15 protein-coding genes are annotated in these 12,005 nt (G+C 38.5%); all 15 read left to right on the top strand.

Going from position 1 to position 12,005, the window contains the following annotated elements:
* The first annotated feature begins 143 nt into the window (after window positions 1-143).
* The 15 genes from I5M27_RS09205 (at window position 144) to I5M27_RS09135 (ending at window position 11,877) form a co-directional block, all read left to right on the top strand.
* Window positions 144-818: a septal ring lytic transglycosylase RlpA family protein gene (locus I5M27_RS09205; protein ID WP_200505921.1), complete on the top strand. Its 675-nt coding sequence runs from the start codon at window positions 144-146 to the stop codon at window positions 816-818.
* A gap of 173 nt (window positions 819-991) precedes the next feature.
* Window positions 992-1,822: a cyanophycinase gene (locus I5M27_RS09200; RefSeq protein ID WP_200505920.1), complete on the top strand. Its 831-nt coding sequence runs from the start codon at window positions 992-994 to the stop codon at window positions 1,820-1,822.
* Window positions 1,823-2,102: 280 nt separating this feature from the next.
* Entirely contained in the window at window positions 2,103-2,750 is a 648-nt protein-coding gene (locus tag I5M27_RS09195; protein ID WP_200505919.1) for a hypothetical protein, read from the top strand.
* Window positions 2,751-2,973: 223 nt separating this feature from the next.
* The gene (locus tag I5M27_RS09190) at window positions 2,974-3,732 is read left to right on the top strand and encodes an EcsC family protein (RefSeq protein ID WP_200505918.1); all 759 of its coding nucleotides are present in this window, start codon (window positions 2,974-2,976) and stop codon (window positions 3,730-3,732) included.
* Window positions 3,733-4,199: 467 nt separating this feature from the next.
* Window positions 4,200-4,634 (top strand): hypothetical protein, encoded by a 435-nt coding sequence (locus I5M27_RS09185; protein WP_200505917.1) that lies wholly within the window; start codon window positions 4,200-4,202, stop codon window positions 4,632-4,634.
* Between the two features lie 76 nt (window positions 4,635-4,710).
* Window positions 4,711-5,271, top strand: coding sequence for a hypothetical protein (locus I5M27_RS09180; RefSeq protein ID WP_200505916.1), 561 nt, complete (start codon window positions 4,711-4,713; stop codon window positions 5,269-5,271).
* 97 nt (window positions 5,272-5,368) lie between these two features.
* Window positions 5,369-6,241, top strand: coding sequence for a toxin-antitoxin system YwqK family antitoxin (locus I5M27_RS09175; RefSeq protein WP_200505915.1), 873 nt, complete (start codon window positions 5,369-5,371; stop codon window positions 6,239-6,241).
* Window positions 6,242-6,323: 82 nt separating this feature from the next.
* Entirely contained in the window at window positions 6,324-6,920 is a 597-nt protein-coding gene (locus I5M27_RS09170; RefSeq protein WP_200505914.1) for a hypothetical protein, read from the top strand.
* Between the two features lie 74 nt (window positions 6,921-6,994).
* Window positions 6,995-7,549, top strand: a complete 555-nt coding sequence (locus tag I5M27_RS09165) for a hypothetical protein (protein ID WP_200505913.1) — start codon at window positions 6,995-6,997, stop codon at window positions 7,547-7,549.
* 133 nt (window positions 7,550-7,682) lie between these two features.
* Window positions 7,683-8,414, top strand: a complete 732-nt coding sequence (locus I5M27_RS09160; RefSeq protein WP_200505912.1) for a hypothetical protein — start codon at window positions 7,683-7,685, stop codon at window positions 8,412-8,414.
* A gap of 107 nt (window positions 8,415-8,521) precedes the next feature.
* Window positions 8,522-9,166: a hypothetical protein gene (locus tag I5M27_RS09155; RefSeq protein WP_200505911.1), complete on the top strand. Its 645-nt coding sequence runs from the start codon at window positions 8,522-8,524 to the stop codon at window positions 9,164-9,166.
* Window positions 9,167-9,259: 93 nt separating this feature from the next.
* Window positions 9,260-9,796, top strand: coding sequence for a DUF6252 family protein (locus tag I5M27_RS09150; protein ID WP_200505910.1), 537 nt, complete (start codon window positions 9,260-9,262; stop codon window positions 9,794-9,796).
* A gap of 168 nt (window positions 9,797-9,964) precedes the next feature.
* Window positions 9,965-10,375, top strand: coding sequence for a hypothetical protein (locus I5M27_RS09145; protein WP_200505909.1), 411 nt, complete (start codon window positions 9,965-9,967; stop codon window positions 10,373-10,375).
* A gap of 171 nt (window positions 10,376-10,546) precedes the next feature.
* The gene (locus tag I5M27_RS09140) at window positions 10,547-10,906 is read left to right on the top strand and encodes a hypothetical protein (protein ID WP_200505908.1); all 360 of its coding nucleotides are present in this window, start codon (window positions 10,547-10,549) and stop codon (window positions 10,904-10,906) included.
* A 95-nt stretch (window positions 10,907-11,001) separates the two neighbouring features.
* On the top strand, window positions 11,002-11,877 hold the full coding sequence (locus I5M27_RS09135) for a hypothetical protein (protein ID WP_200505907.1): 876 nt from the start codon (window positions 11,002-11,004) through the stop codon (window positions 11,875-11,877).
* Window positions 11,878-12,005 lie beyond the last annotated feature (128 nt).

The following is a 12,005-nucleotide window of genomic DNA, read 5'->3' as shown; positions in this document are numbered from 1 at the left end:
TTTTTGAATTATAACGTTTATAAACGTCGGCTTTCAAAGTGCGTATCCCCCGCCGAACTACCCCGCACAAGAGCTTGTAGGGCTTTAAAATTAGTTTTTTAAAAAATGGTTCGTAGATTTGCGGTTCACCAATAAAGGAACACATGGATTTACGAAGACTAAATTATGTTTTCAGCTTTATTCTTATCATCTTTTTTGCGCTGAATATTTCAGCGTTTGCTACCGGTAAAGGCAAAACGCAAACCGGAACCGCCTCGTGGTACGGCACCAAATACCACGGTCGCAAAAGCAGCAACGGCGAGGTTTACAACAAAAACAAGCTCACTGCCGCGCATCCTTCTTTGCCTTTTGGTACCCAGGTAAAAGTTACGAACCTGGCTAACAACCAATCGGTAATTGTTCGCATTACAGATCGTGGCCCGTTCAAAGGCCGTCGCCTGATAGACCTTTCTGAAGCGGCTGCCCGCAAGATCGACATGATCAGGAGCGGCACGGCGAAGGTAGAGATGGAGATTCTTTCGCAGCCGGCTTCCGAAGTGGCCACTACCGCTGCCCTGCCAGATTCAGTGCTTGCAGAAGTATATTACGTGATCCAGGCCGGTTCTTTCGCCGATCTGAAGAATGCGGAACTGCAATCGCAAAAAATCAAAGCGCTGCAAAACGACATGCAGGTTACGCTTACGCAGGAAAATGTGAACGGCAAAACCGTACACCGCGTTTTAGCCGGCCGTTTTAACGACCGCCAGCTTGCTGACCGCGTGAAAGACGAACTCTCCAAAGCCGGTATTCCAACGCTGGTACGCCAGGGAAACGGCTAAGCAACGAGCTTCATATTGCCCTTTTTAAAGCTTATTAGCCCGCAAACTATTGGTCTGCGGGCTTTTTGTTTCTGAGCGAATTCGCGCGAAAAGGCTTATTTTTACCGGAATACCACTTTCAGCACGATAATTACGTATTCGGGCTGAAGCAATGCAACAGTAAAACAGCTTACATGAATCAACTGAAAATAAAAGGTACTTTGATTGCGCTTGGTGGCGGCGGCGACGATGCCCTGCTGCAACTCATTCATTCTTCATATTGCCACACCGATTCTTACGTGGAAGTAATTACCACCGCCGCACCCGAGCCCGACGAATCGGGGCAGGCTTACAAAGATGCTTTCCGGGAACTTGGTTTGTGTAATGCCCATTATCTGCGCATAGACGAAGAGAACGAAGCCGATACGCCCGAAAACCTGGAGCGCATCCGCCGGGCCGATGTGTTCTTTTTTACCGGCGGCGACCAGCGGCGTATTGCCGATTTCCTGCGCGGCACCCAGGTGCTGCAGATTATGCGCGAACGCTATATAACCGACGAAATTGTGATTGCCGGAACTAGTGCCGGAGCCGTAGCCTTATCGGATCGTATGATCTACGAAGGTTACGGTTCTTATTCGCTCGAAAAAGGACGCACCAAAACCAGCACTGCGCTTTCGTTTATTCACGGTGTTTACATCGATTCGCATTTTACCGAGCGCGGGCGCTTTGGCAGGCTGGCCATGGCGGTTGCCAAATGGCCCGATTACATTGGCGTGGGTTTAGGCGAAGGCACGGGCGTGATCATCAGAGAGGGCGACCAGATAGAAGCGTTTGGCGTGGGCGTGGTAACCATTATAGACGGCAGCAAAATAATTTCCACCAACCTGAACGAAGTGGAATTCGGCGCGCCGGTGGCGGTAGAGAACCTGGCTATGCATTTCCTGGTAGAAGGCTACCGTTATTGCCTGGCCGAACGCTTGTTTCAGCCTACGCATATGAAAGCAATTAAAGAGGACCGGACTTAATAAAACCGGCCGCCGGCAGCGATCTTATTCTAAGCAAAACCGGAATACTGGCCGCCGGTTTTATACCCTTTTCCGTGGCAATATTTTTTCGGTTCTGAAAGCGGGCTACTCCTTGGGCTTAAACATGCGAGGCATTAACTGCTGGCAGCTTGTAGTACACTTCCAATAAAAGCCCCCTTCACGTAAAAAAGCCATCGGGGGCAGGCTCAATTTTCAACAGCCTCGTTTTATATTCATATATCAAGAATTTTTTGCACTAAAAACTTGATATCCCTGAATTATGAAACCTATTCTGCTTCTGGCGGCTTGCTGCCTTTTATTTAGTCCGGTAATGGGGCAACGCTTAACGATAAGCAGTAAGTATTGCCAGTGCCTGGAAGCTGATGCCAATGCAGACGCGGCGAAACTGAATAATTGCTTTGAAAAAATACTGGCGGCGGAATTCAGAAAAATAAGGAATGAACATGAAAAGCTGGAACTGGCCGCTATCATTGAGTCAGACTTGCAAAAGACCTGCGCTGCCTACGTGCGTCTGCACGATAAACGGAACCCGCCCAGAGGCGACTGGGAGATCATTAAAATGAACCCGAGATCCTGTCTGCCCAAAGATGCGTGTAAGCAACTGGCCAGCCATCGGAAGTTGTATTATCTGGAAGACAACGGCGATACAACCTGGGTGAATTTAGCGAATGGCACCTGGAAGGAAACCGTAGGAAAAAAGAAACACCTTTCCCTGCTCACTTTTAAACCGAAAAACAACGGTGAATTTGTGCTCATCTTTCAGGGCAGCACCAGCCCCGGCATAAACCAAAACAGCGCGCCCGGCGACCAATATAAATACCGCCTGGTAAACAAAACCCCCACGTATTACATTGCCACTACCTCGCACGGCAGCGTGGTTTACCAGTTTAAACTCTACTATAATTGAGTGGCAAGTCTACGGGGGCACTTTTTCACTTTAAAACCCTACCATTTTTATTCCCCTGAGTTTGCTGCAGCGCCAGGTTTTCTGGTAGCAGCCAGCCGGTTTTGCGCCGTTCCTGATTGAGTAGTCAGGCAGTTTTCCGGGCCAAAAGCATAGCGTTTTTCAGGTGTGACAAACCTTCCGGCTGAATTGCGTATCTTTTGGGGTACTCCTGAATTGCTGAACCATGACCGATCTTTTTGCTGCTTCCGAAGAAAACGCGCGCCGGGAATTGGCTGCCTGGCAGGAAAAAATGCTGCGCCCGCCTTCGCTTACCGACCGGCTTTCGCGCAGAATGCAGCAGAAAATGAACAGCTTCATTCCTGAAAAGATCCACCGGGCCATTACGGCTACCATGAAGCAAATGATCCGGGGCGTGTTGTTCGGCGCAGAATTCGTTTCGCGGAAACCGGTTACGGGCATTTCGCTGGCGGAAAAGGAAATGAAAGTGCTGGAGCGGATAAATTTTTACCGCACGGCCGCGGCTGCCGAAGGAGGCATTACGGGAGCAGGCGGCATTTTACTGGGCCTGGCCGATTTCCCGATCTTCCTGAGTTTAAAACTGAAACTGCTGTTTGAGATCTCGGCTTTATACGGTTATTCGGCCGACGATTACCGCGAACGCATCTATTTGCTTTACATTTTTCAGTTAGCGTTCAGCAGTGCCGAAAAACGCCGCGAAGTGTACCTGCAAATGGTAAACTGGGAAACGCAAAAGCACAACCTGCCCGCCGATATTCACCAGTTCGACTGGCGGAGCTTTCAGCAGGAATACCGCGATTACATAGACCTGGCTAAAATGGCGCAACTAATTCCCATTATTGGCGCGCCGGTGGGCGTGGTGGCTAATTATAAACTCACCAATAAGCTGGGCGTTACCGCTATGAATGCTTACCGCATGCGCTGGTTCGAGCGTGCGGCTAATGCTGGCCTGGCGAAACGCTGAGTTTTTGGAGTTGTAAGACTAACGTTTTACGATATGTCTATCCGTGTTTATATCCGTTTATAAACGGATATAAACACGGATAAAGTGGTGTTCCAGAATTGAAATGGTGTTTTTATAGCGTAAAAAGAAACCGTTTTATAAATCGGCCAGCTCTGGAATCAGGAAGGCATGGCAAGAAGAACGCTTAGGCTTCTTTCAAACTTACCATTTACTGACAAAAGGCGGCACCGCTAACCCGATTATTCGTATTAGAGGAGCAGTTTTAACCAAACAACGGATATCAGAATTTTAAACACAGGAAAAAATTGCCGTTTTCTGAATATTTATTATCTTGAATTATAAACGAAACAAAAGCTATTTCCTCAAAGGCATCGATTTTGGTTAAAAAGCCGGTCAAATAACCTACAGATATAGCGGGGATAACCGTAGTTCCTACGGATATACAGTAGTTGTAGTGCATTAAAATTATGGAGAAAAAAGGACCTAATCCAAGATACATCACACGTCAAGCAGCAGATGGAATAATTTCAAAATTAAATTGGAGATATGAAGAATGGATGCAGGATTGGCCATTAGAAATTTCCCAAGAAATTAACATAAAGGATTGTCTTCAAGAATATAAAAACCTACAAAGCGATGATGAAAAATTTGTCTTAATGCAGGGCATTTTATATGCCTTAGATGAAGAAACAACTAATAGTGAACTTGAATATTACTGGAAAGAAATATCTGAATTATTAATAAAAGATTTCAAAATTCACGAATACACAATTTTTTATTGGGGTTTATATGAAGGTGGGGAAAATGAAGATCCGGCAACTGAAGGATTTAGAATTACCCCTTTGATGCAAGAAATCTGGAATAAAAATAACGATACTACAACAAAAGCTAAAAATCATTAAAACGTTTTTTAGCCCAACCGTTGGGCAATAGTTAAATTAATAAATTTGAACAGGTGTAAACTCAGTCAGAAAACTTATGAATAGAAGATTAGGAATTCTCTTGGTTATACACTTTTTATCAGCAAGTTGGTTTGGCTGTAACAAGCCTATTGAAAAGGAAGGGAATGAAAAGGAGAAAAAAATCGATCCTGATGAAATAATAATTACTGATGTAATAATTGAAAAATTTGAAAACCAAAGAATTACATCTCCTTCAAATGAAAATAGTAATTTTTTAATCAAATTTCAGGCAGCTCAAATCTCACCTAATCCTTACTCTTTAAGAACGTTCAAAGATTCTTCTTGCATTGATATTGGTGTTGAGCTTTTTAATAAAGGCGAATACACTGGGGGTTCATATTCGAATACCTATAATAGTGATATGTATAAGACAATATTCCTTAGTCATCAACCTGTCCAATTTTATTATCCTGTAAAATTTTCTCTAGAAGACTTTAAGTTCTATGATAGCATTTTATATGGTTTAAAATTTTATAGGCAAACAAATGATAGTATTTGGGATATAAAACATATTCGTTTTAATATAAAGCAATCAACTGAAGGGCTTCAGGTTAAGGTTGTGAAGAATAAAAAGTAAAAAACCATAGCCCAACCAAGTGTATAATTTAAGTTTCGGCTCCGCCTCACTCACATCATACACAAGTCCGTTAGCCCAAATAAAAATCTATTTATCAATGTTTAAATTTTTAAGAATTACTCTTCCCTTCTTTTTCTTTGTTTCTTTTGGTAGCTGTACAGCTCAATCTTCCCAAGAAGTGGTTAACTATTATGATACAGGTGAAATTGAATCAAAAGGAACAATTATAAATGGCCAGTTTGAAGGATTAGTAACATACTTTCATAAAAATGGCAAAAAGAAAACTGAAGCTTATTTCAAAAATGGTGTACAAGATGGTGAGTTTAAACTTTATCATGAAAATGGCAAATTAGCAGGTAATGGAACTTTTATAAATGGTAAACAAGAAGGGGAAACTTGGGCATATTATGATAATGGAAACAAACAGCAGGTTTCTCAATTTAAGAATGGTTTAAGAAATGGTCCTTCTACCATATGGTATCCTGAAGGTCCGAAAAAGTCAGAAGGGAATTTTCTGAATGGCGAACAAGACGGAAAGGTTATTATTTGGTACCCAAATGGCAAGATTAAGGAGACAACTGAAAATAAAAACGGCCTTGCTAATGGGAAAATCGAAACTTTCTATGATACAGGTGTCAAAAAGCACGAAGGTACTTATGAAATGGATAAAAGAGTAGGTATCTGGAAACATTGGCACCCAAATGGTCAGAAAAAGGCAGAAGGCCGTTTTGTAAATGACAAGGAAGAAGGGAAAGCTACTTTTTGGCATCCTAATGGGAAACTATGGGAAATTACCGAATATCAAGACGGTCTTACTAATGGGAAAGGAGAAGCTTACTATGAAACAGGAGTAAAAAAATATGAAGGAAATTATTCAATGGGAAAAAAAGTAGGCATTTGGAGGTATTACGACATTAACGGAAAGCTTCGTGAAACCATAAATCACGATAAAGAAAATTCTGGAAAATAAAAGAATTACTTAGGCTAACCACACCTATACGGCAGCTCCGCCGCCGCATAGCCTAATCCGTTAAGCTTAATTAAAATTATAAATGAAGAGATTATCAATTATTTGCGCTATAGTTCTTTTGGCAAGTAATTGTTTTGCATGTAGGTGTTGGCCGAAGCCACAAGAAATTTATAAGAAATCACCATTTATCTTTATAGGAAAGGTGATATCAATAAGAGAAGACTCTACTCTAATTGATAAGTTTGGTCAAGGTGGATTAGCAATTGTTGAATTTGAAGTTCAGAAGTATTGGAAAGGTTATAGAAGAACTGATCATTCAAATAAAGCAAGCCTTCTTACTTCAGTTCATCGTTTTACTACTTGTAGTCCTGGTTTTTCTTTAGATTCGACTTATTTAGTAGTTGATAAGCCTGACAATCCTTCAGATATTATTACTACTGATTTGTGTATGGGAACTTCTTCACTTTCAGAAGCTAAGACTTTTTTAGCATATTTAGATACCATTTCTTCTAATAAACCTGCTTATAATTACGATACCGGTATTAATCCCAGGAATGAACTTAAAGTAAAGGAAAAAACAACAAGAACTTATAATCCGCTCTTTATTGGGAGTTTAACTTTAAATGGAATTTTAGCTCTTTTGTTATTTATAAATTACAGAAAAAGAAGAATAACTTAGCTTAACCACACCTAAAGCACATTAAAACGTGCCTTAGCCACGTACGTTAGCGGTAATCGAATAAATAAATGAAAATGAATAAAGTTTTATTCGGGTTATTATTATTCCTTCTTTATGGTTGTATTTCTGAAAAAGGAACATTTAAAAGATCTATTACAATTGAAGAAAAAAATTATTTAGCTAAAAATGATTCCTTAGTCAAATCTTTCCAAGGACCTTCAAATTCAAAGCAACTCTATCAAACTGGAAATCTTATAATTAGAAATTCAAAAGATGGTTATAAAATTATCAAGTTTGGAGAATGGAAAGAAATAAAGAGATTAGATAATAGTATTCAAACAATTGTGTTTTATGACGAATCCGAAACTGTTTTGAAGGAAATTATTTATGGACCTGATGGAAATCCTTTAGTTGAATCAACTTTAAAAAAGGAAGTTAGCAATCAAAACAACTTTTTGTACTACAATACTAATGTTTATCATCTTTATTCAGACAAGCTTCAAAGCAAAGGGATGAATATCTTGGCAAAGAATAAGAAATTTATCAAAGATGGTACATGGGAATACTTCACACGCGATGGAGAATTTGAAAAAAAAGTTGAATTTAAAAGCGGAAAAATAATTAATTAAGCAGTTTTTTAAATAAAACGTCAGCCGCTAACCACACCTATACGGCAGCTTCGCCGCCGCATAGCCTAGCACGTTAGCCACAACTCAAATCATGAATTGCAATTGATAGAGTATTGCATTTAATCACCAAAAAATGAATTTAAAATATCGCTTATCTATCCTTCTCACTACATTGGCTTCTCTTACAGCCTGCAACGAATCAACCAAATTAGATTCCAGCGTAGAGGCAGTTGTTACTGTCAAAGAAAGCGAGAACTTTAGAGACACCTCATCCAAATTAGAACCCATTGAAAAGAAGACTTTTTCTACCAGTACGACCAAGGAGAGTATGGAACTTACTTCTTTGGTTAGGGAGGTGTATGAATGGCACGCGGCTAAACGCATCGGTGACTTCCCCTATAAATTCAGAAAACAAAATGACAGTATTTTCACTGGCCTTGATTGGGAGAAGTACAATAAGAATATAGAAGAATTCAGGAAGACTGGATTTTTTACGGATAAATTTCTTTTTAATCACAAAGCCATCGCCATAACCATTGATTCCTCGATTAGGAAATCGGACATCACTTGGAGAAATATACGGGATGGAATACCTATATGGGACACAGGCGCAGACGATTGGTGTGTCTGCCAAGACTATCCAGACAATTCAGACAATTATTGGGAATTAATTACCATTGACAGCCTAAATATTAAAAATTCCACTGCCAGTTTTTATTGGACTTGGGACAAGGAGCCAAGTCCTGAACAGCATAAAGTTAGAGTGACTGCGGTAAAGTCAGGCGACAAATGGAGGATAAACTCTTTAGAGGGATTTAAATACTTCGGTTCTGTTGCCGACTATGATAAAGTCATGAAAAATTAAAACGGCGATAAAAAGAAATAAGAGCAGTGGCTAACACTGTATAAACAACATGCTACGGCCGACGGCCTAGCACGTTGTTTATACCTAACCGTTATGAGTAATAAATAATGAAATTTTTAATAATAATAGTCCTTACATTACTCTCCACTTCTTGTAGCTACAAGTGGGCTATAATTACTGAGGGTAATAAAAGATTTCTTATTAGAGATTATAAGGATTATGATGACAAAGATGCATACTTTGCAAAGTTGGTGTTCAAAAAGAAATATAAACCTAAAGTATATTCTCGTTATTCAGGTGAGATCATTATAGTAAATGAAGATAATTTTCCTGAAGTACAATTTGATACTGTAAGAGTTGGAATTGCGCCTAATGCTATAAAATTTATTGAAATTTTCTCAAGTGGAATTTTAAATAGTGAAATTTTATACTGCACTTTGGATAGTTTATGCAGGCCTCCTTCTCCAATGCAAATGAGAGATGCCAAGACTGGTGAGATCGTGAAGCGATATAAGGGAAAAACTTATAAGAATTATATCAATGTAGGATTAATTGAAGAACCGGAGCAATTAAAAATTTCACCTCAACGTAGGAGATTTAAGCTTTGGGTTGATACAACAGAAGGAGGTTATGGTTATGATGTAGTTTTGGTTGAAATTACTAACCTAAAAGTAGATTCTTATGTGGATATTAGGGAATTTGTAAAAGGAGCATCATTAACTTATATAGTAAGAGCCTGGGGAATAATATAAAAACGAAAATAACCGCTCATAACAAGGTATTTACAAAACCTTTGCTACGCTGCAGGCTTTGCAAATACTAAACGTTAGCCATAATTACAAGAAATGAAAAGGTACCTCATATTTGTTTTTCCCCTATTTCTTTATTCCTGTAACTGGTTTAAACCGGTCCCCCCCCAAGACGATCTGACGCAACTACCGCCAGAAACTCAGGAAGGTAAAGACACATTTGGCTGTTTGGTAAATGGGCAAGTATGGCGAAATCAAGGAGAGGAGGTCTGGGGCCCGCGCGATCTGCAAGGAGGATATCATCAAGGGGCATTTTCTATTTCAGCCGACAAGATAATAGAACCATTAAGTGAAGGTATAGCCATTCATATTTCAAAGCACTTTCATGGCGTTGGTTTATATCAATTGAGTGCCAATTTTAACACTAACGGTACACAATATGCACTTTACAGTCATTCAGATGCTTGCGAATATATTACGGATTCTCTTAACATTGGGATTTTAGAAATCACGCGCTTCGATTCCATTTCGCCTTACATTGTCTCTGGCCGTTTCCACTTTACTGTTTCCACTCCTGGGTGCGATACTGTTCGCATTACCGAGGGAAGATTTGACCATAAATATGCTAATTGAGTTTAACCGGAAATTCTGACAAGAGATCAACAGGTATTAAAATTGGATTTTAGTTACCTTTCTTCTAAAAAACTTGGTAAATAAATTTAAAAGAATAACTATCGCTAACCACACCTATACGCCAGCTTCGCCGCCGTATAGCCCAGCCGTTAGGCATAACCTAAAAGTATGAAGGAAAAGCAAATTGAAATAGAAATCTATGATAAGGAGGAAAATTCAACGACAACTTTCCTTGTAGAAAAAATTTCAGAAAATAAATTCAAGTTGCTTGATAATGACTTTTTCAATAGCCGCTATAATTTAGGAACAGAAATTGAAATAAGGATTAATAGTGAAGGGAAAAATGAATTTGTAAGAATTGTAAAAGAGTCAAAATTCGTGACAAGAAGATTTCTGCTCAATTCACAATTTAAAGAATCTGAGTACCAGTTACTCGGTGATGAAATAGAAAAACAAGGCGGACATTGGGAAGTTGGATTTGGCAGCGTAGCTGTAATAAATTTACCAAAGAATTCAAAGTTGGATCTTGACCAGATTTTTAAAATATTCAACTTTAAGCCAGTAGAAATAAAAGAATAAGAAAGCCTTTGCCTAACCAAAGCTTTACGCCAGGCGGGTTTTGGTGCCAGGTGTAAATTGTTTAACTTTCTGCAAGCTGCGGGCGGCAGGAACTGTTATGCAAGAAATTTTCCCGCCCGCCGCAAAGCAGAGACGTTGTATGTAACTTAAATTAAATTTAAAAATCTTAAAATGATTCCTGGTGATGTTGGAATAGTAACGATATCAACAATCCTTCTTTTTTTAATCCCAATTTTGATTGTGGCAAAGAATCAAGGTTTGCAAAAGCCGTTAACCTTTCAAAAAATTTTAAGAATTTTCAATAAAGCATTGCTCATACAGTTTGTTTTAGGTTTAACATTATTTCTTACAGCATTTTCATTAGATAAAATAGATTATGTAGATAATAATGTAGAAATGGTTGCATATAATGTGGTAGGAATGGCCTATACATTTAATGTAATCGGATTATTTATGTATTTACCAGTGATTGCTCTGCTAAACTTAATCAGCTTGATAATAAAGGTGATTTTCGGAAAGAGCAGGATTTAAAAATAAAAAAAGCATCATACAACAAGGTATAAAAATTAAACTTCGGCTTTGCCTCGTTCACCATTTATACTAAACGTTAGGTACAATAAAAATTAATGAATTTGAAACAAGTTTTTCTATTTTTTGGTCTCTTCTTTATTTCATCCTTTACTCAAGGACAAGTCTTAGCACCTTTTGAAAGTTTGAAAAGAGCTATTTTGTTTCATTATAAGAGTAACAGTTTTAGTAATGATAACCTTATTGCATCAGATTCAGCCAAATTCTATTTTGAAAATTTCCTAACAAACGTTAATAAGAATGACCCAAATTTTGGATTAGGAGTTTTTTACGCTTCACAATTCTATTTTGATAAAGAAGAATTTAATAAAGCTGAGAAACTCTTAAAATTATTTCTTGACTTAAAACCTCCGAAGCAATATCAGGAATTCCGGTATAAGGACGAATTTGTTTCAGAACTTGACCCTAATTATTATTATAGGTTTGTTTACGAACAATTAAATGAAATAAGCTTAAATAAAAAAGAATATGGACTTGCGTTGGACTATATCCGATTAGCTGAAAAAAGCTCCTTCCAACATTTTTGTGTGAATGCATATAGCACACGGAGGCCTTTTTTAGCATATAGGAAAGCAAAAAGTTTTATTGGATTAAATCAACCAGATTCAGCCTTAAAGGTTTTATTACCTCATATTTTTCAAGAGAACTTTAGCGAAAATGCCGAGTTAGTTGAAACAGCAGTAAGTCTATTAAAGGCAAAATTTAATGGCAATACTTTTAATATAGTTAATAATGCTTTCAAGAATATTTCCTCTAAGAAAATTAGATACGATAAAACAAAATTTACAATTTATTTTGTGGAATTAGATAGAGTTATTATTGAAGTTCCAACACCTTTGCTGGTTAAATTTAATGAAGCTGATTATAAGGACTATATATTTAGTTCTCGTTTTTATAAACAAATAAAAGAATAAATTACTTTACCTAACCACACCTATACGGCAGCTTCGCCGCCGCATAGCCAAGTACGTTATAGGGAATTTAAATGAACAAGAATTGATGAATTTATTTAAAAACGACACAATTGAAGATCCGTTCTTTG

Origin of the sequence: Adhaeribacter terrigena, assembly GCF_016623615.1 — a bacterium.
GTDB classification, from domain to species: Bacteria; Bacteroidota; Bacteroidia; order Cytophagales; family Hymenobacteraceae; genus Adhaeribacter_A; species Adhaeribacter_A terrigena.
Note: the sequence above shows the minus strand (reverse complement) of the source record. Positions and strands in the feature narration are given on the sequence as shown.